Annotated in this window: 19 protein-coding genes; 10 read left to right on the top strand and 9 right to left on the bottom strand. The window is 71.9% G+C overall.

Going from position 1 to position 22052, the window contains the following annotated elements:
* The first annotated feature begins 4 nt into the window (after positions 1 to 4).
* From ACGGAQ_RS13775 to ACGGAQ_RS13790, 4 genes are all read left to right on the top strand, one after another.
* Positions 5 to 862 (top strand): fused MFS/spermidine synthase, encoded by an 858-nt coding sequence (locus tag ACGGAQ_RS13775; protein WP_354863142.1) that lies wholly within the window; start codon positions 5 to 7, stop codon positions 860 to 862.
* A gap of 136 nt (positions 863 to 998) precedes the next feature.
* The gene (locus ACGGAQ_RS13780; protein WP_355063923.1) at positions 999 to 1688 is read left to right on the top strand and encodes a sigma-70 family RNA polymerase sigma factor; all 690 of its coding nucleotides are present in this window, start codon (positions 999 to 1001) and stop codon (positions 1686 to 1688) included.
* On the top strand, positions 1685 to 2467 hold the full coding sequence (locus ACGGAQ_RS13785; protein WP_354863144.1) for a zf-HC2 domain-containing protein: 783 nt from the start codon (positions 1685 to 1687) through the stop codon (positions 2465 to 2467). The genes ACGGAQ_RS13780 and ACGGAQ_RS13785 overlap by 4 nt, the downstream gene beginning before the upstream one ends.
* Before the next feature lie 207 nt (positions 2468 to 2674).
* Positions 2675 to 3325, top strand: a complete 651-nt coding sequence (locus ACGGAQ_RS13790) for a hypothetical protein (protein WP_354863145.1) — start codon at positions 2675 to 2677, stop codon at positions 3323 to 3325.
* Positions 3326 to 3412: 87 nt separating this feature from the next.
* Here ACGGAQ_RS13790 and ACGGAQ_RS13795 read toward each other — a convergent pair whose 3' ends face one another.
* From ACGGAQ_RS13795 to ACGGAQ_RS13810, 4 genes are all read right to left on the bottom strand, one after another.
* Positions 3413 to 6256 (bottom strand): stealth conserved region 3 domain-containing protein, encoded by a 2844-nt coding sequence (locus ACGGAQ_RS13795; RefSeq protein WP_393048356.1) that lies wholly within the window; start codon positions 6254 to 6256, stop codon positions 3413 to 3415.
* On the bottom strand, positions 6253 to 7302 hold the full coding sequence (locus tag ACGGAQ_RS13800) for a hypothetical protein (RefSeq protein WP_393048359.1): 1050 nt from the start codon (positions 7300 to 7302) through the stop codon (positions 6253 to 6255). The genes ACGGAQ_RS13795 and ACGGAQ_RS13800 overlap by 4 nt, the downstream gene beginning before the upstream one ends.
* A gap of 177 nt (positions 7303 to 7479) precedes the next feature.
* Complete coding sequence (locus ACGGAQ_RS13805) at positions 7480 to 9252, bottom strand: stealth family protein (RefSeq protein WP_393048362.1); 1773 nt, start codon at positions 9250 to 9252, stop codon at positions 7480 to 7482.
* Positions 9253 to 9321: 69 nt separating this feature from the next.
* Positions 9322 to 11121, bottom strand: a complete 1800-nt coding sequence (locus tag ACGGAQ_RS13810; protein ID WP_393048364.1) for a stealth family protein — start codon at positions 11119 to 11121, stop codon at positions 9322 to 9324.
* A gap of 488 nt (positions 11122 to 11609) precedes the next feature.
* On the opposite strand from ACGGAQ_RS13810, the gene ACGGAQ_RS13815 reads away from it, so the two are divergent.
* Positions 11610 to 12530: a DNA-3-methyladenine glycosylase 2 family protein gene (locus ACGGAQ_RS13815; protein ID WP_355139207.1), complete on the top strand. Its 921-nt coding sequence runs from the start codon at positions 11610 to 11612 to the stop codon at positions 12528 to 12530.
* A gap of 27 nt (positions 12531 to 12557) precedes the next feature.
* Here ACGGAQ_RS13815 and ACGGAQ_RS13820 read toward each other — a convergent pair whose 3' ends face one another.
* Entirely contained in the window at positions 12558 to 13061 is a 504-nt protein-coding gene (locus tag ACGGAQ_RS13820) for a DUF1990 family protein (RefSeq protein ID WP_393048367.1), read from the bottom strand.
* 95 nt (positions 13062 to 13156) lie between these two features.
* Between ACGGAQ_RS13820 and ACGGAQ_RS13825 the strand changes: the two genes are divergently transcribed.
* A complete protein-coding gene (locus tag ACGGAQ_RS13825; RefSeq protein WP_393048369.1) occupies positions 13157 to 13651 on the top strand; it encodes a GNAT family N-acetyltransferase in 495 nt (164 codons plus the stop codon).
* On the opposite strand, the gene ACGGAQ_RS13830 is transcribed toward ACGGAQ_RS13825, so the two are convergent.
* Together ACGGAQ_RS13830 and ACGGAQ_RS13835 are read right to left on the bottom strand one after the other, a co-directional pair.
* The gene (locus tag ACGGAQ_RS13830; RefSeq protein WP_393048372.1) at positions 13626 to 14048 is read right to left on the bottom strand and encodes an SRPBCC family protein; all 423 of its coding nucleotides are present in this window, start codon (positions 14046 to 14048) and stop codon (positions 13626 to 13628) included. The two genes, ACGGAQ_RS13825 and ACGGAQ_RS13830, sit on opposite strands and share 26 nt — an antisense overlap.
* A gap of 134 nt (positions 14049 to 14182) precedes the next feature.
* Entirely contained in the window at positions 14183 to 14395 is a 213-nt protein-coding gene (locus ACGGAQ_RS13835) for a hypothetical protein (RefSeq protein ID WP_039905709.1), read from the bottom strand.
* A 135-nt stretch (positions 14396 to 14530) separates the two neighbouring features.
* On the opposite strand from ACGGAQ_RS13835, the gene ACGGAQ_RS13840 reads away from it, so the two are divergent.
* From ACGGAQ_RS13840 to ACGGAQ_RS13855, 4 genes are all read left to right on the top strand, one after another.
* Positions 14531 to 15646, top strand: coding sequence for an ATP-dependent DNA ligase (locus ACGGAQ_RS13840; protein WP_393048375.1), 1116 nt, complete (start codon positions 14531 to 14533; stop codon positions 15644 to 15646).
* Between the two features lie 58 nt (positions 15647 to 15704).
* On the top strand, positions 15705 to 17276 hold the full coding sequence (locus ACGGAQ_RS13845; protein WP_393048878.1) for an alpha/beta hydrolase: 1572 nt from the start codon (positions 15705 to 15707) through the stop codon (positions 17274 to 17276).
* A gap of 22 nt (positions 17277 to 17298) precedes the next feature.
* Positions 17299 to 17751 carry a GNAT family N-acetyltransferase gene (locus tag ACGGAQ_RS13850; RefSeq protein WP_393048378.1) on the top strand — a complete coding sequence of 151 codons (453 nt, stop codon included), beginning with the start codon at positions 17299 to 17301 and terminating at the stop codon, positions 17749 to 17751.
* A gap of 163 nt (positions 17752 to 17914) precedes the next feature.
* The gene (locus tag ACGGAQ_RS13855; protein ID WP_393048381.1) at positions 17915 to 19924 is read left to right on the top strand and encodes a PIG-L family deacetylase; all 2010 of its coding nucleotides are present in this window, start codon (positions 17915 to 17917) and stop codon (positions 19922 to 19924) included.
* 46 nt (positions 19925 to 19970) lie between these two features.
* On the opposite strand, the gene ACGGAQ_RS13860 is transcribed toward ACGGAQ_RS13855, so the two are convergent.
* Both ACGGAQ_RS13860 and ACGGAQ_RS13865 read right to left on the bottom strand, forming a co-directional pair.
* Positions 19971 to 21182 carry an acyltransferase family protein gene (locus ACGGAQ_RS13860; protein ID WP_393048383.1) on the bottom strand — a complete coding sequence of 404 codons (1212 nt, stop codon included), beginning with the start codon at positions 21180 to 21182 and terminating at the stop codon, positions 19971 to 19973.
* A 142-nt stretch (positions 21183 to 21324) separates the two neighbouring features.
* Complete coding sequence (locus ACGGAQ_RS13865; protein ID WP_393048881.1) at positions 21325 to 22050, bottom strand: ABC transporter ATP-binding protein; 726 nt, start codon at positions 22048 to 22050, stop codon at positions 21325 to 21327.
* Between the last annotated feature and the right edge of the window lie 2 nt (positions 22051 to 22052).

A 22052-nucleotide genomic window follows, 5' to 3' on the forward strand; every position in this document is an offset into this window, starting at 1 on the left:
CGCGGTGGGTCGCAAACGAGCGGATGACCGGGTGGTCGAGCAGGTGGACACCGGGCGGGCCGAGCTGGTGCCGTCGCCGGACCGGGCCGGTTCGTGGACGCTGCTGTTGGACGGGGCGCCGCAGTCGCACGTCGACCTGACCGATCCCACGCATCTGGAGTTCGAGTACGTCCGGCGGCTGGCCGCCGCACTGGACCTGGTCGCGCCGCCCGGCGAGCCGTTGCGGGTGCTGCACCTCGGCGGCGGCGCGCTGACCCTGCCCCGCTACGTGTCGGCCACCCGGCCCGGGTCGACCCAGCGGGTGTCCGAGGTGGACGGTGCTCTGGTGGAGCTGGTGCGCCGCGCGTTGCCCTGGCCGGCGGACGCCCGGCTGCGGGTTCGTGTGCAGGACGCGCGGGCGGTGCTGGCCTCGACGCGGGACGCCAGCTACGACGTGGTGGTCGCCGACGTGTTCGCCGGTGCCCGCACGCCGGCGCACCTCACGTCGGTGGAGTACGCCGCCGAGGTGGCGCGGGTGCTCCGCCCGGCGGGCTGGTTGCTGGCGAACCTGGCCGACGGCCCGCCGCTGCGGTACGCCCGTGGCCAGGTCGCCACGGTGCGCTCGGTCCTGCCTCAGGCGTGCCTGGTCGGTGACGCGGCGGTGCTGCGCGGTCGCCGGTACGGCAATCTGGTGCTGGTCGCCGGGCGGACGACTCCCCCGGTGCCCGCGTTGACCCGGCGGGCTGCCGGGGACTGGTTCCCCGGCCGGGTGGTGGCCGGCGACGAGTTGGACCGCTTCGTCGGTGGCGCGGCGGTGGTGCGCGACGCGGACGCCACCGGCTCGGATCCGCCGCCGCCGGGGTTGTTCTCCGTCCGCCGCTGACCTGTCGATCCGAGCCCGCCGACCGCTCCGTCGAACTTTTTTCGCGGTTTGTTGATCCGCTCGGGGCGGCGCTGCGTACCACCGGGCGGCCCGCCTTGTGGGGGCGGCGTTGGTCACGGACATCCCGGAGGTCTGCATGCATGCGGTGGCGGCCGGTTGGCATGGCGACGCGGTTCGCGCGGACTGGTTGTCCGCGCGGTCGTCGCGGCCGACCTCGTCTGCCCGGGGGGTCGACGCCCGAGCCATGTCTCGCCAAAATGGTCCGGTGACGCCCCAACCGGCGCCCGGGCGCCACCAGGCGACGACAACCGAGGCCAGCCACTCCGACCAGTTGATCCGGCTGCTCTACGCCGAGCACGCCGGCCCGTTGCTGATGTTCGTCATGCGGCTCACCGGGGGGGACCGGCAGCGCGCGGAGGACATCGTGCAGGAGACGTTGCTGCGGGCCTGGCGTAACGCGCACCGCCTCGGTGCGCAGGGTCAGGGTTCGCTGCGGCCGTGGCTGGTCACGGTGGCCCGTCGGATCGCCATCGACGAGCACCGCAGCCAGGAGGCCCGGCCGCCGGAGACGTACGACCGGGACCTGACCGCGTTCGCCGAGGCGGACAGCACCGACCGGGTGCTGCGCACGATGACGGTGGCGGACGCGCTGCGTACGCTGAGTCAGTCGCATCGGGAGATCCTGATCGCGACATACTTCCGGGGGCGGACGGTGCCGGAGGCTGCCGAGGAGTTGGGGCTTCCGCTGGGGACCGCAAAGTCGCGGGTCTACTACGCGCTGCGCGCGCTGCGCACGGCTCTGCAGGAGCGGGGGGTGACAGAATGAGCCGGCCAGACCACATGGACGTCGCCGCGTACGCGCTCGGCGTGCTCGACGAGCAGGACACTGAGCGGTTCGAGGAGCATCTCGCCGCGTGCTGGGCGTGCGCGGCCGAGCTGGAGACGATGGTGCCGGTGGTGGGGCTGCTCTCCGGCATCGACGGCGAGACGATGATGGCGCTGGAGCAGACCGCCACCGATCCGGCGCTGCTGGACCGGACGTTGGTCGCGGTCCGGGCCGACCGACGGCGTACCCGGTTTCGTCAGTTGCTCGCGACCGCCGCGGCGGTGGTGGTCTTCGGCGGGTTGACGGGTTACGGCTTCGTGAGTGTGGCCGGGGACGAGGCGCCGGGGGTTCTCGCGGAGCCGACGCAGAGCGCCGCCGCCAACGACCCGCCGACGAGCGCGCCGACCGCGCCGCCGAGCGGCCCGGGTGTCGGCGGCACCGAGGAGGAGGGCGACCAGGTCGACGCCACGGACCCGACGACGGGCGTGCAGACGACGATGTTCCTGGTCGAGCGGGAGTACGGCACCCGCATCAACTTCAGTCTGCGGAAACTGCCCGGCCCACGCATCTGCCGGTTGATGGTGGTGCGCACGAACGGCACCACGGAGGTGATTTCGACCTGGTCGGTGCCCGATGGCGGTTACGGCACGAACAATCGCCCGCAGGGCCTCGAGCTGAGCGCGTCGACGTCCGCCTTGGCGAGTGACATCAAGCAGCTCCAGGTGCAGTCGGTCGACCGCAACGGGGTGGCCAGTCCGCTGGTCACGGTGCCCATGTAAGGATCGCGTACCATCCTCGACGCCGGTCATTGTCTCAATGGCCGGCGTCGATCTGTTGGGTGACCGAAGGTCCCGTGTGGAGGGCCATACGGATGGAAGCTCGATTCGGTTCAATCCATTCGCGTGAAATTGACCACTGTTACTTCTTCAACCTTGACAGCCTGCCCGCCGTACCTATGGGTGAACTGCCAAGAATGAGGAGGGCACGTGGCACAGATGAAGCGGACCGTCATCGTCGCGAGCGCGATGGTCGCACTAACGGCCTGCGCTCCCGCGGGTTACGACGGGGCGAACTCGAGCGCGGCCGAGCCGGTCGCCGTCGCCGCGGCCGAGCCCACCGCGTCGGCTGAACCCGAGGCGTCGGCATCCGCGGAGGCGCCGGTCGCCGACGCGCCGCCGCCCGCGGACGTCGACCTGACCGAGCAGTTGATCGGCAAGAAGATCGCCCGGATGGGCAACGTCGTGACCGACCAGGACGGCTGGGTCCTGTACCGCTTCGACAAGGACACCGCCGACCCGCCCGCGTCGAACTGCGTCGACAAGTGCGCGCAGGTGTGGCCGCCGGCGCTGACGGACGGCAACCCGCAGCTCACCGGCCTCTCCGACGACAAGGTCGGCAGCGTCACCCGACAGGACGGCACCCGACAGCTCACCATCGGCGGCTGGCCGGTGTACCGCTACATCGGCGACAAGAAGCCCGGCCAGTGGAAGGGCCAGGCCGTCGGCGGCACCTGGTTCGTGGTCGACCAGAACGGCAAGAAGAACCTGACCTGCCTGCCCACCTCGACGCCGAAGGCCGTCGCGCCGCCGGCGGACAGCGGGTCGAGCGACGCGGGTGGCTCGGGTTACTCGTACTGATCCGATCCGCCAGGGCACGGTGGCCGGTCGCAGCCGGGGAGGGCGCGGCCGGCCACCGTCATGCCCGGCGGCGCGGGTGGGTCGCTGTCACCGCCACACGGCTGTGGACAGCCGGCGGTTGCGCTCGCTGCCCCGTTCGAACTGGCTGGCGATGGGGAAGTAGGCGCCGAGGAACGCCTCGATGATCCGTGCCTGGTCCTCGGCCGGCACGTCGCCCTCGTGGTAGTCGTTGAGGCAGAACACGTCGAAGCCACGGCTCGCCAGCAGGTTGTCCAGCCGTGGCAGGTGCGCCGCGAGCCCAACGTTGGCGAAGGTGCAGCGCACCGACCCCGCCATCGTACGTCCGCTCATCCACCCGAAGTGATGTGCCAGGGACGACAGCATGGACACGTCGTCGGTCGACCGGATGCGGTTTGCCGCCGTACGCCGGACCGCCTCCGGGAACGCCGACTCGACCTCGTAGAGGGTGCTGCGCCGGTGCGCGTGCGGTGCGTGCAGGAACGCGTGGATCAGGGTCTTGCCGAACGTCTCCTCCAACAACCGCCGGTTGTTCTTCGCGGCCACCGCGAAGGCCTCGTCGGTCGGGCCGGGGGGCGTGAGCGGAATCTGTGTGGGACTGCGGAACGACTTGGGCAGCCCACCCGGGTTGAAGAACATGTCGGGCCCGAAGAGGCGACCGAAGAAGACGTCGTCGTTGAGGTAGACGAAGTGCTCGGACAGCCCCTCGATGTGGTGCAGCTGGGTCTCGATGGCGTGGGAGTTGAACGTCGGCAGCATGCCCGGGTCGGTGAAAATCTCCCGGTGGTCGACCATCCGGATCTTCGGGTGCCCGGTGTCGAGCCAGTCCGGCACCTGGTTGTCGGTGACGATCCAGATCCGGTTCACCCACGGTGCGAAGAGGTCGACCGACCGCAGCGAAAACCGCAGCTCGTCCCGGCTGCGGAACCGCTCGGAGCCCTGCAGCGCGCCGTCCTCGGCGTACCCCGTTCCCAGTGCCTGCGCCCGGCGGCGTGCCCAGTTCGGGTCCGCACCGTCAACCCACGTGTAGACCAGGTCGATGGGGAAGGTGATCTCGTCGGCCAGCCGTCGGGCGAACGGTTCGACGGACCGGTAGTCACGTCCCCCGATCGTCAGCACCGCGGGGGTGAGGGATTCGGCGGTCAGTCGCTCCCCCACCAACGTCCGGGATGGGCCGCAGAGGTCCCCGCTGTCCTCGGCGGTCTGCCAGAACTCCACGGCGCAGCCGTAGATGGTGCCCAGCCGCAGCGTCTGCGACAGGGTCATCGCGGGTTCGAAGACCCGGAGCCACGCGGCAGTGGTCATGGCCGGGACGGCGGTGGTGGCCGCCGCCGGCCAGACGCCCATCGTACGGTTGCGCTTGTCGAAAGCCTCCACGTAGACCGGCCGGTCGGCGTGTCGGCGGGCGAGGGCGGCCACCACGGACTGCCGTGACTCCTCCCGCACCGCTACCCGGAAGGTCGGCGACATCTGCCGGACGAGGAAGTAGTCGATGCCCGCGGCGTCGAGGCTGTCCACGGTCAGGTCGAGATTGTCCCGCGCCACCTCGTACGGCGTGGAGTCGCGCAGGCGGGTCAGCTGCCCCCGCGTCCACAGCAGATCATCGCGTCCCGCCTCGACTCCGGCCGCCCAGGCCTCCACGTCAACGGAACCGATGCTGCGGGCGGCGGCCTTGCTCGGCACCACGTTCGGCGCCGCCCGGCGGGCCTGGTGCGCCGCGACCGCGGCGAGGCGTCGGTCGGCCCATCCCGGGCGGCCCCGGTCGGCGAGCAGCTCGGTGAACAGCTGCTCCCACTGCGGCATCACCCGATCGACCGAGAAGCGCTCCACGTCGCGCCGCGCGGCGCGGCCCATCGTGTGCCGCAGATCGTCGTCCTCGACGAGCTTGCGCAGCGCGGCGGCCAGCTCGTCGATGTTGTCGGCGGCGACCAGGAACCCGGTCTCGCCGTCCTCGATCACCTCACGCGGCCCGTTGGGGCAGTCGTACGCCACCACCGGCACGGAGGCGCTCATCGCCTCGATCAGGGTGAGACCGAAGGACTCGACGCGGGACGTCACCATCGCCACCGATGCCTTGGCCCACTCGTCCTCGATGCTCTCCGTCGGGCCGAGCAGCTGGACCTGGTTGCCGAGTTTGAGGCCGGCGATCCGCTCCTCCAGGCGCGTACGGGACCCGCCACCGAAGATCCGCAACCGCCAGTCGGGGTGGTCCGGGGCGAGCTGGCCGAAGGCGGCGATCGCGTGCTCGAACTGCTTCTCCGGGCTCAGCCGACCGGCCATCACGACCGTGCGGGTCTCCCGCGTCGACTGCGGACGGTAGCCATCCTCGATCGGGTTGGGCAGCACGACCAACCGGGGCGCGGCATCGGCCAGCAGGTCGGCGAACCAGTCCCGGGTGGGCCGGGAGAGCAACGCGATCGCGTCGGCCCGGGGGGCGAAGAGCCCGAACGGCTCGCCGGAGGAGCCGCGCAGCTCGGCGACGCGGTGCTCCTGCGCCACGAGCACGACGCGGCGGGGCAGCAGCTTCGCGGCGACGGCGAGCAGCGCGGGGGTGGTGGCGACCACCACGTCGGCGTCGGTCTCGCCGAGCACGCGTTCGAGTTCGAGGTCGGACAGCGCGGAGAACGCGCCCTCCCAGTCCCGCTGCACCAGCACGCTGGGCTCGGCGGCGAGCGCGTCGGCGACGGCGTCGGGCATCCCGCCCCGCACCGGTCGGGGCACGCCGCCCCGGGTGTCCAGCAGGTGCACCAGCCGGACCGCGGGATCCACCTCGAATGGCATCTCGTCACGGGTGCGCAGGACACCGATGACCTCCACCTCGTGGCGGTGGGCCAACCAGTTCGCCTGGCGCAGGACGGTGCGTTCCGTGCCACCGATGGCGTCGGCCCAGGTGAGCAGATAGGTGATCTTCATGAGTTGCCGTCCGTCGGGCGGGATCGAATGGGGAGGCAGGCCAGAGCGAGGCTGCCGGCCGGCGTGAAGTAGGGACGTACGCGGGCCGACCGGCCGGGCGCGGCCCAGACGATCGCCGCCGGCGGCCGCAGGGACTTCTTGGGGTTGGCGAGGTCGTGCAGCACCGTGCCCACCCGCAGCCGACGCGATCCGGAGTGCAGACGGACGTCGAAGATCCTCTCCCGGTCGTACCCGGCCTCCGTCATCGGCGACAGCGGCAGGGCGAACCGCAGCAGGTCCGGGCCGACCGCCTCACCACGCACGCGGAGAGACTCGCCGCCGCCACGCGGCTCCAGCCCGACCTCCACCGGCCCGTCGGCCCGCCAACCGACCGTGCGCACCTCAAGACTCGCCCCGGTCCAGTCGAGCCGGACGTCGGTCAGCTCGGCCAGCGCCCCGGGAGCTGTGACGGCGAGCGCGAGTCGGCCGGCCTGGTCGGCAAGCGGTCGGTATCGGTGTCCCGAGTCGGGACAGGGCGGCGCCGCCACGGTGGGGCCGGCGGGTCGATCGGTCACCCCGCCGAACACCCGGACCGGTTCTCCGCCGCCGGGCGCGCGGAGCAGACGACACTCCACCCGCCAGGGGGGACCCACGGCCAGGGCCAGCCCGCCCGGCCGACCGCAGAGCAGGACGGCGGCGGACACAAACAGGTCGGCGCCCGCGTGGCGCAGCTCGGCGGGCGCGGTGAGCCGGGTCGCGCCGCGGACGAGGTGCAGCTCCGCGCCGATCACGTCGACGGCGAGCGCGGCCGGCACCGCGAGGTCCAGGTTGAGGGTGTGACCGTCGAGCACCCCCACGAAGCGGGCCTGGATCACCGGCCCCGCCGGCACCGTGGCCCGGAAGAGCCTCTTGGGCGCCTGCGTCCGCACGGTGCCCTTCAACTGCGTCACCTGACGGGTCAGTTGCCGGTCGGCCCGGCGCAGGGCGACCCGCAGCCGGGGCCAGCGCCGCAACGCGTCGGACGCCAGATCGCGCAGGTGCGCCTTGTCCATGCCCGTCCCACTCATGCCCGTCTCCGCTCCGTGCCGGCGGCCGTCCAGTCGCCGAGTTGCGCACCGCTGCCCGCCCGACGCTGCCGGGCCGTCCAGAGCCGTCCGTCCGCCCCGACGACAGCCGTCACCCCCGACTCGGGAGAACGACGACGGGTCGCCGCGACGCGGCGTGGAACGGGGGCGATGACCATGTCAGGACTTCTCCCACGGGCTGGGCACCGGGAAGTAGGTGTCCAGAAAGGGCGTCAGGAGCGCGACCTGGGCGGCCAGGTCCGCCTCGGCGGAGAACGCGTCGTTCAGACAAAAGACGTGCCGGTCCCGGCGGGCCAGCAGATGCGCGAGGCGCGCGGGAGTGTCCGGGTGGGACAGCTCGGCGATGGCGTACTCCAACTCGCCGGGCACCGCACGGCCGGTGTGGAAGGCGTAGTAGTGGTGCAACGACGAGGCGATGGAGATGTCCGTCAGGCCGCGGAACCGGTTGGCGGCGGTCGCGTGGTGCGGCAGCGGGAACTCCTGCTCGATCTCGTAAAGGACGCTGCGCCGCAGCGCGTGCGGCATGTGCTTCATCTTCTGGTTGAGCACGGTGCCGAAGCGTTCGGCGATCAGTGCCCGGTTGTTCTTGCCGGCAGCCGACGACGGGATGTCGTCGGCGCTCGGGGCGCCCGGCGGCACCAGCGCCGGCGACGGGAAGAACCGGGAGATGCCGTTGGCCAGGAAGAAGTCCTGGGGCAGCACCTCGGTGCCGAGGAAGACGTCGTCGTTGAAGTAGAGAAAGTGCTCGGAGAGCCCGTCGATGTGGTGCAGCTGACTCTCGATCGCGTGCGAGTTGTAGGTCGGAAGGACCGACGGGTCCGTGAAGATCTCCCGGTGGCTGACCACGCGGATTCCGGGTGCCGACTGCTCCAACCAGGGCGGCACCTGGTCGTCGGTCACCAGGTAGATGTGGCGGACCCAGGGCGCGAACAGGTGCACCGACCGCAGTGAGTAGCGCAGCTCGTCGCGGCTGAGGAACCGCGCCGGGCTCGCCGCCTCGGCGTGGTACGGGTCCCCGGTCACGGCTGCGCGTCGGCGCAACCAGTCCGGGTCGGTGCCGTCGACCCACGTGTAGACGATGTCGATGGGGAAGGCCACGTCCTCGGGACGCCGTCCCGCGAACTCCGGCCGGCTGCGCACGGTCGCGCTGTGGGTGGGTGGCACCAGCGCGGTGAACGACGACTCGGGCACGGGGACCACGGGCAAGGACACCTGCACCTGCTCGGCCACCGGGTTACGGCGCGGGGCGACGAGCGTGTCGCCCTGCCGGGTCCAGAACTCGACGTCACAGCCGTACTCCGGGCCCAGCACCAGACGGTGCCGGGGGTCCGTCACGTACCAGGTCAGGCGTACCACCCGGGCGTCCGCCAGCCGGTCCCAGGTCCTCGGCTCGAACCCGGCGGCGGGTGGCCGCTCGCCGTCGCGGCGGGGTACGTGGACGTAGCCGGGCACCCCGGCGCAGGCCGCCGCGAGGGCGGCGTACACCCGAGTGCGGTCGGCCGCGTCGACGGCCACCACTGACGTACGGTGTGAGCGCCCGTGGACCCGGAAGTACTCCACCCCGGCCTCGTCCAGCGCCGCCGTGACGGCCGCCAGGTTCGCCGCGCGGGCCCGCAGCCCGGTGGCGGCCGGATCGACGCGGGCGATGCGTGCTCCACGGTCGGCCGTCACCACGGCCCGGTCGCCGCCGGCGAGCAGTTCCGGTTGCCGCCGGGTCAGCCGCTCCCCCCGACGCCCCGCGCCCCGGGCGTCCCGGGAAGCCCGCGCGACCCACTGCTTCAGCTGGTGGCGCGCTCGCGGGCTCACCTTCGTCGCGATGGCACGACGGGTCTGCGCGCTCAGCACCCGACGGTAGACGTCGACGAGCCCCGACGGCTCGGCGAGCGCCGAGGGTGACTCGGACGGGGACGGCTCGGGTGCGGGGCGTACCAACTGGGCTCCACTGGGGATGGTTACGGGAACACGGGCGGAGAGACGCGGCCGATCAGCCGTCCGGCCCCGTCATAGCGATGTGCGGCCGGCGGCCGTGTTGAGCCGGTTGTTCGGCAGGGTCGGGGCGTCGACGGGAGCGGCCCGACGGACTCCCGGCACCGGCCGGAAGGAGGTCCGCCACAGGGCGGTGGCACCCAACCGCCGGCGCTCGGCCACGACGTCATCGGGCAGCTCGAAGGGCGCCGGGAAGGGCAGGTAGCGCGGCAGGAAACCGGCCAGCATCTTCTCCTGCTCCTCGAACGCCCGGGAGTCCGAGTCGGTGTCGTTGAGGCAGAACACGTCGCGATGCCGGCGGGCCAGCAGCTCCGCGAGGCGGGCGGGCGTCGAGGGGTGGCCGAGGTCCGCGTATTCGTACTCGATGTCGGCCGGCACCGCCTGGCTGGTCAGATACGCCCAGTACTGGTGCAAGGACGACGGAATGGAGAGGTCGCCCTGGTGGCGGAAGCGGTGCTGAGCGGTGGCCAGCACATCCGCTGCCAACATGCCCTCGATCTGCTGCATGATGCTGCGCCGCAGCGCGAACGGGGTGTGCTTCATCTTCTGCGTGATGGTGACACCGAACTGCCGCTGGATATGCCGGCGGTTGTTCTTGCCGGCGGCGTTCACCGGCGGGTCGTCGGGCTTCGCCTCGCCCAGCCCGAACTGCGCCGGGGAGAGGAAGAACTTGGCGATCCCGTTGGCGTGGAAGAAGTGCGTCGGCAGCAACGGCCGACCCAGGAAGACGTCGTCGTTGAGGTAGAGGAAGTGTTCGGCCAGGCCCTCGATACGGTGCAACCGGGATTCGATGGCATGCGAGTTGAACGACGAACGGCCGCCGAGGTCGGCGAACAGTTCGGAGTGCGTGATGACGGTGACCATCGGATGGTGCGGGTCCAGCCAGCTCGGCAACTGACTGTCGGTGACCAGGAAGATCCGGCGTAGCCACGGCGCGAAGCTGTGCAGCGAGCGCATCGAATACCGCAGCTCGTCCCGATTGTGGTAGCGCGACGTGTTCGCCGCCACCGCGTGCAGCGGGCCGTCGGGCGCCCCCAGCGCGGCCATCTTGCGCTTCAGCCACTCCGGGTCCGACCCGTCCACCCAGGTGTAGACGGCGTCGATGGGGAAGCCGACCCGGTCGGGGGCCCGGACCGTGAGGTCACGGCGGGTGCGGTAGGTGTGGTCGTCCGCCTCGGGAACGAAATGGCTGATGAGAGCGGCGGCGACCCGGACCTTCTCCGCCTCGGCCGGTGCCTCGTCGACTACCGCGTTGTGCCGGGGGGCGCGCACCACGTCGCCGTGCCGGGTCCAGAACTCGATCTCGCAGGCGAACTGCGCGCCGAGAACCACACCCGCCTTCGCGTCGGTCACCGGGAACCAGATCTGGAACACCTCGGCCGGGGCGGCATCCGGCTGATTCCGGCCGGGCTGGACGGTGACCACCCGGACGTGCGCGCCGGACAGCGCCGGCGCGGACCGGACCAGGCGGCGCACCGCCGACCGCTGGTCGTCGAGGACGGCGACGGTGCTGCGCAGGTAGTCGTCGTTACGCAGGCAGTGGTAGTCGATGCCGGCCGCCTCCAGGGCGGCGGTGACCGCGGCGAGGTTGCGGTGCCACAGCTGCAACGGCGTGGCGCTGGCGACCACCTCGGCCCGGGTTCGGACACCACCGTCGGGCACTGTCACCCGGGCGCCCAACGGGTGCACGGTGTCGCCGCCACGTGGGCGGGAAAACGTCTGCACCAGGCCGATGCGGCGGTGTGCGGGCAGCAGACCCAGCAGGCGTCGTCGCACGGGTGGGGGCAGCAGTCGGTAGATCTTCAGGGCGATCACGCGCCCGGCCGTCCGCTCGGGACGGCCCGCTCGTCGGCGGCCACCGTCAGCTCTGCTGGTGAGCGGCGTCGTGGAGCCCCACGCGCGCGGATGTGACACACACTGGTGCAGCCATCACCGAATGCCTTTCGCTATCCCCCGTTGGCACCGCGCGACGATCTGGCGCTCCGACCACGCGCCCCGCGGCGGCGGGCGGTGGTGGGCCAGATCTCCGGGCCGGCGCACACGCTCGCGCGCAGCGAAGGTGGTGGCCGCCGCAGGTGCGCCCGAAGCAGTGCGTTTACCTGCAGGCAATCAAACAACCACATGATCGATACCTGGCCTACCGGCGAGAGTCGCATAAGTATGTTCTGCCCCGGTATTCGGTAAGAATCCTGGCCGTTCAGGCGGTCAGACCACACCGGTAGGGCTGGCTGGATCTGCCCAACCGGCGGCCGACCCGGTACGGGGGTGACCGGCACGGCACCGTGACCTGGCAGAGTGGGAGGGTGACCGAGACCGAGCCCGCCGCGACGAGGGTGCTGCACCCGCCCGTCGGCTACCGGCTGGCCGCGTCGGTCCGCGGCCTGACCTTCAGCCCGTACGACCCGTGCGCGCGCGTCGCCGCCGGCACGTTCTGGTGGGCGACCCGCACCCCGGACGGGCCGGCCACCCTCGCGCTGCGGCCGGCGGGCGGTGAGCTGCTCGCCGAGGGCTACGGACCGGGCGCCGAGCACGTGGTGGCCCGCGCCGACAAGATCGCCGGGCTGCACGACGACCTGACCGGCTTCGCCGAGTTGGCGGCGGCGCACCCGCTCGTCGCCCGGCTGGCCCGGGAGCACCGGGGGCTGCGGATGCCCACCACCGGGCAGGTCTTCCCCCGGCTGCTGCGCGCGGTCTTCGAGCAGAAGGTCACCGGCAAGGAGGCGTACCGGGCGTACGCGGCGACCGTGCGGCACTTCCGGGAGCCGGCGCCCGGCCCGCTGCAACCGCTGCTGCTGCCGCCCGAGGCCGCCGCGGTGGCCGCCACCCCGTACTGGGTGTTCCACCCGTTCGGCGTGGAGCAGCGCCGGGCCGACACGCTGCGCCGCGCCGCCGCGCTCGCCGATCGGCTGGAGCGCTGCGTGGACGCCACCGAGGCCACCCGCCGGCTGACCGCGATCGCGGGCATCGGCCCGTGGACCGCCGCCGAGGTGGTCCGGATCGCCTACGGTGACCCGGACGCGGTCAGCGTCGGCGACTACCACATCCCGAACACGGTGGCCTGGGCGCTCGCCGGCGAACCGAGGGGTGACGACGCTCGGATGCTGGCCCTGCTGGAGCCGTTCCGGGGGCATCGGGGTCGGGTGTGTCTGCTGCTGGAGGCCGCCGGCATCCAGGCGCCGAAGTACGGCCCGCGCGCCCCGATCCGCTCGTTCGCCCGCTTCTGACGCCGGCCGGGTCAGCGGCCGGCCGAGTCAGTGGCCGGCGCAGAGCCGGCGCAGAGTGCGACCGAGCCACCAGGCGTACGCGTGCTGCACCGCCCGGACGGCCGGGCCGGCGGCGCGGGTGAACCAGCGGTCCGGGAGGCTGAACGCGCGTACCTCGAACCAGACCGCGCCGCTGTCGTCCTGGCCGACCACGAACGCCTCCTCGCCCCGCTCCGGGTGACCGGCGAGGGTGCCGTAGCCGAAGCCGGCGAGCGTGGGCGACTCGTCGCTCCAGACCACCCGGCAGGGCCCCCACACGCGGGCCGACCCGATCCCGAGACCGGCCGTGACCAGCACACCCTCGGTGGCCCGTGCCGCGTCGGTGCGCATCCGGACCCCGGCGGCGCGGTGCAGCCGCCAGCTCAGCACCGCCTCGGCCGCGGTCTCGAAACAGCCGTTCGGCAACGGGGTCCGGTGGCGCAGGTGGTGGTATCCGCCGGGCAGGGCGCCATGCCGGGTCCGTCCCACCTCCGGGTACGTCAGCTCGGCCACCGCTCCCCCTCACCATCGTCGGACACCGGCCAGGGTACGGCCGGCGCGAACGGGTCGCCGGTGGACGAGGCGGGCCGCTGTGGTGTGCTGCATGGATGAGCGTCGAGCCCCGCATCGCCCCGGCCGCCGTCGCGGACGCCGGCGAGATCCTCACCGTGCAGCGCGCCGCGTACCTGACCGAGGCGCAGCACTACGCCGACCCGTTCCTGCCGCCGTTGACCGAGACGCTGGACGAGGTCCGGGCGGTGTTGGCCGGCCCGATGACAGTCCTCACCGCCCGGCTGGGCCACCGGCTGGTCGGCTCGGTGCGGGCCCGCCTGGACGGGGACACCTCGCACATCGGGCGTCTGTCGGTCGCCCCCGACCAGCAGGGACGGGGCATCGGCGTTCGGCTGCTCGCCGCGATCGAGGCGGCCTGCCCGGCCGAGGTGGCCCTGTTCACGCTGTTCACCGGCGCGGACAGCACCCGCAATCTCCGGCTCTACCAACGGCGCGGCTACCGGGTCGTGGCGCACCGCCCGGACCCGAACGGCGTCCGGTTGGCCGTGCTGGAGAAGCCGGCCGTCAGCTCCGCTCAGCTCGGGCCCTGAGTCCGTCGGCCTCCAGCCTGACGTAGCGGCGCAGCAGGCCGCCGTACAGCAGGCCGATCAGCCCGGCGAGCGGCCCGGCCTGCTCGATGGCCACCTCGACCCGGGTACGCCCGTCGGGCAGCGGCAGCAACCGGTGCTCGCCACGGGTGCGCACGCCCGGGGTGTCGGAGACCCAGGTGAATTCCCGCCCCTCGGTCAGCTCAATGACCCGCCACACCGCCGGCCGCAGTTTCGGCTGGGTCAGCCGGGCGGTCGCGCCCACCGCGAGGGGCCCCGACTCACCCCGGTCGGCCCGACTCACCGAGGCCGTCCACTCTGGCCACCGCGCCACGTCGACCAGCAGCGCCCAGACCCGCTCGGCATCGGCGGCGATCTCCGTGTCCGCTTCGAACCGCATCGCATCCCCTCCCCGGCGGCGCCGGCCGGCGCCGCCACGCCCTGCCGACGACGCTGCCCGGTGGAATGTGACGGCGGCATCCACCGGCCAGTCCGATCCGTCGATCGGGCCGTGGGTCCGCCGGCCGCGCGGGATCAGGCGGCTTCGCGCAGGTCCGCCAGGCTCAATGGGGTACGCCGACGCAGCAGCTCCTCCAGCTCCGCCACCGAACCGACCTCGCCGAGCACGTTGCGGCCACCGCCGAACCGCTGCGGGTAACGGCGGGTCAGCCGGTAGCGGTAGCGGCCCCGGATCAGCTCGACGCTCACCCGCCACCGCCCGCAGCAGTCGCAGACCCACTCGGACACCTCGCGAAAGTAGCTCTGACCTGGGGTTATCTGATTCGCCCAGGCAGGACGAGCGGCGCGCGGGCGGACACGCCACCGCCGTACCCACGGTGATCTGCCTCACGACTGTCGGCCTGGTCTGATTGACTGGTCGCCGTGGACCTGCCGATCAACCCGCCCGTCGAGCCGATGCTGGCCAAGAGCGTGGCGAAGCTGCCCACCACCCCCGGGGTGACCTACGAGCCCAAGTGGGACGGGTTCCGGTGCATCGTGTTCCGTGACGGTGACGAGGTCGAGCTGGCCAGCCGGGGCGGCAAGTCGATGACCCGCTACTTCCCCGAGGTGGTCGAGCAGGCCCGCCGTCAGCTGCCCGAGCGGTGCGCCGTCGACGGCGAGCTGATCGTGATCCGGCGGGACGGGCCGTCCGGCCAACCCCGGCTTGATTTCGAGCTGCTGGCCCAGCGCATCCACCCGGCGGCGTCGCGGGTGAAGCTGCTCGCCGAGACCACCCCCGCCGACTTCGTCGCCTTCGACCTGTTGGCGATCGGTGACGAGGCGCTGCTCGACCAGCCGTACCCGCGCCGCCGGGAGCGCCTGGTGCAGGCGCTGGCCGGAATGCGCCCGCCGGTGCACGTCACCCAGGTCACCACCGACCCGGAGACCGCACGCCGGTGGTTCGACGTCTTCGAGGGCGCCGGGCTGGACGGGCTGATCGTCAAGCCGGCCGACCTGCCGTACGAGCCGGGCAAGCGGTTGATGTTCAAGGTCAAGCACGCCCGAACGGCCGACGCGGTGGTCGCCGGCTTCCGCTGGCACAAGTCCGGCCCGGTGGTGGGTTCGCTGCTGCTCGGCCTCTACGACGACGCGGGCGTCCTGCACCACGTCGGGGTGAGCGCGTCGTTCAGCATGGCCCGTCGCGCCGAGTTGCTCGACGAGCTGGCCCCATACCGGGACACCGGCGGCGAGCACCCGTGGGTGCACGGCGACCACGAGCGTGGCCAGCGTATTCCGGGTGGGGTGAGCCGGTGGACCGGCACCAAGAACCTGGAGTGGGAGCCGCTGCGCCCGGAGCTGGTGGTCGAGGTGGGTTACGACGCGATGGAGGGCGAGAGGTTCCGGCACACCGCCCAGTTCGTCCGCTGGCGGCCGGACCGCGACCCCCGCTCCTGCCGCTACGACCAGCTCGACCGCCCGATCCGCTTCGACGTGGACCAGGTGCTGCGCGGCGATCCGGCGGTCACCCTCGATCGGGCCGCCACCGGTCCGGCGTAGCCTGGCCGTCGACCCGACCCCGGAGGATCACGTGAGCCGCACCGCCGACCAGCCTCGGATGGCGACCACTCGCCGGGTCCGTCGCAGCCTCGTCGCCTTCGCCGTCGCGGCGCTGCTCACCGCCGGCTGCACGCTGCCGGCGTTCGCGCCGCGCACCGACGTGGAGGGTGCGGCGGCGCCGGCCGGCTCGTCGGCGAACTGGCGGGCCTGCCCGGAGGCGGCCGAGGACCTGGTCGGGCGGAGCGCGCCGGACATGCGCTACGAGTGTGCCCGGATCACGGTTCCCCGGGACTGGGGCACCGGCGGCGGGGCGACCGCCGGGCCGGGCGCCGGGCAGACCTTCGAGATCGCCCTGCTGCGGGCCCGGTCCACCAAACAGCGGGACCGGATCGGCTCACTGGTGGTCAACCCCGGCGGCCCCGGCGGCTCCGGTGTGGACACCGCCGTCTACCTCTCCTTCGGCCCTCAGTTCGGTGGGCTGCCCGCCTCAATCACCGAACGCTTCGACATCGTCGGCTTCGACCCGCGCGGTGTCTCCCGGTCGAGTCCGGTGAAGTGCATCTCCGACGCCGACCTGGACGCCAGCTTCGGCTACGACCCGGATCCGGCGAGCCAGGCGGCGTTCGACGGCTTCGCCGGGTTGAGCCAGCGCATCGGGCGGGGCTGCGGGGACCGCTACGGCGACCAGTTGCCGCTGTACGGCAGCGAGCAGGCCGCCCGGGACATGGACGCGGTCCGCGCCGCGGTCGGCGACGACAAGCTCACCTACCTGGGTTACTCCTACGGCACGCTGCTCGGCGCCATCTACGCCCAGCTCTACCCACAGCGGGTGCGCGCGCTGGTGCTCGACGGCGCCGTCGACCCGCAGCAGCGGCTGATCGCCGGCTCGGAGAGCCAGGCCCGCGGGTTCGAACGGGCCTTCGACAACTTCACCCGCTGGTGCGCCGCCAACGCCGCGCGCTGCCCGATCGCCCCGGACGCCCGCGCCGCCGTGACCTCGGCCATCGACAAGGCCAAGGTCTCCCCGGTCCGCGGCGACGACGGGCGGGAGGCCACGCCGGGCTGGGTCTTCTACGCGGTCATCTCCTCGCTCTACACCGAGGCCGGCTGGCAGGAACTGGCCCGGGCCATCGACCGGCTGGCCGAGGGCGACCCGAAGGACGTGTTCCGCCTCGCCGACTCGTACGCCGGCCGGGAGAGCGACGGGCACTACTCGAACCTGTTCGACGCCAACCTCGCCATCAACTGCGCGGACGAGACCGAGAAGCCGAGCCGGGAGCAGATCCGCCAGTTGCAGTCGCAGTGGCGGACGAAGTACCCGCTGTTCGGGCCGGCGCTCGCGGTCGGCATGCTGAGCTGCGTCGAGTGGCCGGGTGGTCGGGACCCGTACCCGACCGGCCGGGCGAATGGCGCACCGCCGATCGTGGTGGTCGGCACGACCGGCGACCCCGCCACGCCGTACGAGCAGACCGGCCGCCTCGCCTCGATGTTGGGTGTCGGCCGGGTGCTCACCTGGGAGGGCGAGGGGCACACCGCGTACCCGCAGACCTCCTGCATCACCAGGGCCGTCGACGCGTACCTGCTCGACCTGACCGTGCCCCGGGAGGGCCTGCGCTGTCCGGCCAAGTGACCGGTGTGCCAGGCTGACCGGCATGACCGACGTGATCTTCCGAGAGGCGGTGCGGGCCGACCTGCCCGCCGTCATCGCCCTGCTCGCCGACGACGTCCTGGGCAAGACCCGCGACTTCACCGAGGTTGACGAGGCGTACGAGCGGGCGTTCGCGGAGATCAGCGCGGACCCGCGCAACCACCTGATCGTCGCCGAGCAGGGCGGTGAGCTGGTCGGCTGCCTCCAGATCACCTACATCCCCGGGCTCGGGCGCCACGGCGCCGAGCGGTCCCTGATCGAGGCGGTCCGGGTCCGCTCCGACCGGCGCGGCCAAGGGCTGGGCCGGGACCTGATGACCTGGGCCGTCGACCAGGCCCGGCAGCGCGGCTGCGCCCTGGTGCAGCTCACCACCGACAAGTCCCGCGCGGACGCGCACCGCTTCTACCTGGGGCTCGGATTCGTGGCCAGCCACGAGGGCATGAAGCTCGCGATCTGACCGCCCGCCGGAGTCCGCTGCTGCTGTCGCATCGACGGTTGGTCAAGGACCAAGATCCGGTCGGCTGGTAGATTCCCGGGCCGTAGGAGCTGGCCGGCCACCGACGATTGCGGGGAATTCGATGAGGCTGTTTCGAGGCGCATCGAAAAAGGGCGAACCTCCGGTGAGCCCTGCGCGCCAGCTGACCCACCTGCAGATCCTCGCCCACACCGACGACGACCTGTATTTCATGGTCCCCGACCTGCTGCAGACGCTTCGGTCCGGCATCGCGGTCGTCTGCGTCTATCTTACGGCCGGCGAGGCGGACGGCCGCAACGCGCCGACCTCGGACCCCAACCGGCTGGACTACCCGCAGGATTTTGAGGGTTACACGACGGGCCGCCAGAGTGGCCTGCGAGCTGCCTATTCCGCGATCGTCACCGGTCACCGGGACGCGGTCTGGAAGCGCACCACGCTCGATGTCCGCGACGGCGTGGTCGCCGAGGTGAACACCCTTGAGGAGGGCTGCGCGCCGGTCACTCTGATCTTCCTCAATCTGCGCATGGGTCCGGGGGACGCGCGGGTTCGCCTGCGGACGTTGTGGACCGGCGACTCTGAGGCACAGGAGACCCTGCGGCCGACCGACAGCCCCATTCCGGCCGCGAGCGGTTCCTATCGCTTCACCCGCGAAGGACTGCTCACCACGCTTGTCGACCTGCTCGAGGCGAACCAGCCGAGCGTGGTCCGGGTGATGGACCCTGATCCCGATCACACCAAGTACGGCGACGGGCCGACGCACTACTGCGACAACGAGGACCACACGGCCGCCGCGTTGTTCGCCATGGAAGCGTTGCGGCGCTACGACGTGGCCGGCCATCCCCAGCGGGTGACGACCGAGAGCTACCGCGGTTACTGGAACAAGCTGTGGCCGTTCAACCTCAGCGGCGCGGCGTTCGCCGAAAAGGTGAAGTACCTGAGCATCTACGGCGGTGAGGACGGCCACGAGTGCGGCCAGCCCCTGCTGTGCGGGGACCGGCAGCTGGGCGACCGTTCGTACAACCGCGGCTACGGCCAGAGCACCACCTACCGGTACCACGGTTCGACAAGTTGGCTGCGCCGCATGCGCGACGGTCGGCTGGCCGCATTCGGCGTGCTCGACGGGCGCCCGGCCCGCTGGCTCGAGTCGGCCGCCGGCTCCGGGACCTGGACCGGTCCGGAAACATTCGGCGGCTCCGCCGGAGCCGACCAGGAGGCGTTTCTCCCGCTGCTGGAGGTGGTCCGAGACACCGACGGCAGACTGCACGCCTTCGGGATTCGGGCGACCTTCTCCGCGAACATCTACGGCCACGTCCGTGACGTCGTGCTGGCCAGCGAGACGGACCGTCCGGGCGAGTTCGCCGACTGGGAGAACCTCGGTAACCCGTACAACGGCTCGGGCACCAATCCGATCAAGCGCCGCGAGATCGGTTCACCGGCGGCGGTCGTGGACGGTAAGGGCCGGCTTCGCTTCTTCGTCCGCAATTTCGGTTCCGGGATGAGCGCCCGGGTCCGCGAGCTCGACGGCACCTGGGGTCCCTGGCTGGATCACGGTGGCCGATCCCAGGACGGTTACCACGCGATCCGGACCAGTCGCGGGACCATCGAGCTCTACGGCGGCTCCGTCGGCGACGGCGTCCAGCCGGGCATCGTGCGATGGAGTCAGCAGAACGCCGAGGACAACATCCAACCCGCGTACAACACGCTGTTGCCGGCGCCGGCCGGGCCGCCGACCGTGGTCGAGCTGCCGGACGGCCGACTGTTGTTGCTGGTACGGCAGCCGAACACCGCGTGGGTCGTGGCGTACCGCCAGGAGAGGCCGGGCGGCCGCTGGGACCCGACGGCGCATTTCCTCGGCGGGGACGGCGGCATCGGACTACTGGCTGCCCTGTCGCTGAACGACGACCAGGGCGTGGTCATCGCGCAGCGCAACGATGCCGGGCGGATCAGCGTATGCCTGCAGCCCGCGTCCGGCGACGCCTTCCACACTCGATGGGTCGATCTGGGCGGCGGCCCCGTGCTACGTACACCGGCGATCGAGACGGACGCGACGGGGCTGCCCACCGTGGCGGTGGTCGGCGCCGACGGGCGGCTCCGCTCGATCCGCCTCTCGGTGGCCAAGGGTGTGCTCACCCCACAGGAGTGGGTCACCGCCTGACCAGAACGGCCGGCGCCCGGGGCATGTCGGCCTGGGCGCCGGCTGCTCAGGACCGGAGGCTCGATCCGGAGCCGACCGGCTCCGGTTGCGGGACAGCGACCGGCGGCACCGTGACGCGGTCGCGCCGGGGCGCCGGATCGGTGGAGTGGCGGCGAAGATCCGCCATGCCGTTGCGCATGACGCGCTCCACCAGGCGGGCCAACGGCCGCTCCAGCAACCGATGCACCAGCCAGGCGAGCAGCAGCATGGCGAGCAGGGTGCCGAACACCAGGACATACGGCGGCACGTCGTCGCGCAGCGCGTGCAGCACCGTCAACCCGATGTTTTGGTGGAGCAGGTACAGCGGATAGGTGAGCGTGCCGGCGACGGTCAGCCAACGCCACTGGATGCGGTTGAAGGCGCCGAGAGCGAGCAGCGTCATGAAGCAGAACGCCACGGCGACGATGGCCTGCGCCGGCCAACTGGCGATGGGGTGGTGCTCGTTCGTCGTGTCGAACGTCAGCCGCGCTACCCGACGGGTCACGGTCAATTCCGCCAGGATGAACGAGAGCCCGAGAATTCCGACCGGCACCGCGGTCGGCCCGAAGCGGTAGATCAGGTAGAGGGCGATTCCCGCTATGAAGTAGGGCGAGTAGAGCGGCTCGGCCCACATGACGAGCAGGTCACCGCCCGCCACCGTAGCCGCGAGCGAAGCGACAGTCCACAGGCCGCAGAACAGCACGCAGCGCCGATAGGTGACGCCGAAGGCGACCACGATCGCGAAAAGCAGGTAGAACTTCAGCTCGACGAAGAGGGTCCAGTAGACGCCATCGACGTTCTTCACGCCGAGGCCCTCCTGCAGCATCGTCAGGTTCACCGCGACGTCGGTCCAGGACCGGACGTACCGCACGGACGGCCAGATGCTGATCACCGTCACCGCCAGGGCGATGGCGATCCAGTACGCCGGATAGAGCCGGGCGACCCGGGACACCACGAAGTCACCGAGCGACTTGTTCCAGGCGGTCATGCAGATGACGAATCCGCTGATCAGGAAGAACACCTCGACGCCCAGCCACCCGTACTGGGAGAACCGGTGCAGGAAGGGAAACAGCTGCTTGGCGTTCTGGTCCCAGGCGTCATTGGACGCCGTGTAGTGGCAGAACACCACAGCGACGGCGGCGACCAGGCGCAAGCCGTCGAGGACGGCGAGGCGAGGGCGCTTCGCCGGTGGCGGCGTCGAGGGGGCCGCTGAACTGGTGGGACTGCTGGCGTCGAGCACGTTTCGCGGAGCTCCCCGTGAGGTGTTTCCCTGAGGCCCCATCGATCGTGGGCGCTGAAGTTTCGACATGATAGCCGAACCCGAGTCCACGGCCCGCGCCCCGAGCCGCGCCGCGCGAGCCGCCGCGTGCGCCGCAGTCGGGTCACGCGTCGACCAGGCGGCCGTCGCGCAGGACGAGCACCCGGTCGGCGAGGTCGATCAGGGCCGGGTCGTGCGTGGCCACCAGGGCCGTCATGCCACGGGCGTGCACCACCGCGCGCAGCAGGTCCATGATGGAGCGGCCGGTCTCCGAGTCCAGCTGTCCGGTGGGTTCGTCGGCGATGAGCAGGTCCGGCTCGTTGGCGAGCGCGCGGGCGACCGCCACGCGCTGCTGCTGCCCGCCGGACAACTCGTACGGGCGCTGCGCCGCGTGCCCGCCCAGACCCACCAGCTCCAGCAGCACCGCCACACGCTGCTCCCGCTCGGCGGCCGGCACCTGTGCCAGTCGCAACGGCACACCCACGTTCTCGGCGGCGGAGAGGATCGGCACCAACCCGAAGGTCTGGAAGACGAAGCCGACGGTGCCTCGGCGCAGCCGCAGCAGCTCGGCCTCCCCGGCCGAGGTCACCTCGTGCCCGGCCACCATGACCTGGCCGCTGTCCGGCCGGTCCAACCCGCCGATGATGTTCAGCAACGTGGTCTTGCCGGCGCCGGAGCGACCCCGGATGGCGACCAGCTCACCACGGTTGGCGCTGAACGAGACGTCCCGTACCGCCTGCACGGCGTGCTCGCCTCGGCCAAAGGTCCGGCTCACGCCGCTGACCCGCACCACCTCGTCCGCAGGCGTTCCGGAGCCACCGCTGAACCCGGCCGCTCCGGCCACCACCATGT

Origin of the sequence: Micromonospora sp. NPDC047557, from assembly GCF_043205095.1 — a bacterium.
Lineage (GTDB): Bacteria > Actinomycetota > Actinomycetes > Mycobacteriales > Micromonosporaceae > Micromonospora.

Excerpts from the sequence above, each read along its gene's own strand:
- ACGGAQ_RS13780 (WP_355063923.1), top strand. The coding sequence starts at position 999 with ATGCATGCGGTGGCGGCCGGTTGGCATGGCGACGCGGTTCGCGCGGAC.
- ACGGAQ_RS13785 (WP_354863144.1), top strand. The coding sequence starts at position 1,685 with ATGAGCCGGCCAGACCACATGGACGTCGCCGCGTACGCGCTCGGCGTG.
- ACGGAQ_RS13795 (WP_393048356.1), bottom strand. The coding sequence starts at position 6,256 with ATGAAGATCACCTATCTGCTCACCTGGGCCGACGCCATCGGTGGCACG.
- ACGGAQ_RS13800 (WP_393048359.1), bottom strand. The coding sequence starts at position 7,302 with ATGAGTGGGACGGGCATGGACAAGGCGCACCTGCGCGATCTGGCGTCC.
- ACGGAQ_RS13825 (WP_393048369.1), top strand. The coding sequence starts at position 13,157 with ATGAGCGTCGAGCCCCGCATCGCCCCGGCCGCCGTCGCGGACGCCGGC.
- ACGGAQ_RS13830 (WP_393048372.1), bottom strand. The coding sequence starts at position 14,048 with ATGCGGTTCGAAGCGGACACGGAGATCGCCGCCGATGCCGAGCGGGTC.
- ACGGAQ_RS13845 (WP_393048878.1), top strand. The coding sequence starts at position 15,705 with ATGGCGACCACTCGCCGGGTCCGTCGCAGCCTCGTCGCCTTCGCCGTC.
- ACGGAQ_RS13850 (WP_393048378.1), top strand. The coding sequence starts at position 17,299 with ATGACCGACGTGATCTTCCGAGAGGCGGTGCGGGCCGACCTGCCCGCC.
- ACGGAQ_RS13865 (WP_393048881.1), bottom strand. The coding sequence starts at position 22,050 with ATGGTGGTGGCCGGAGCGGCCGGGTTCAGCGGTGGCTCCGGAACGCCT.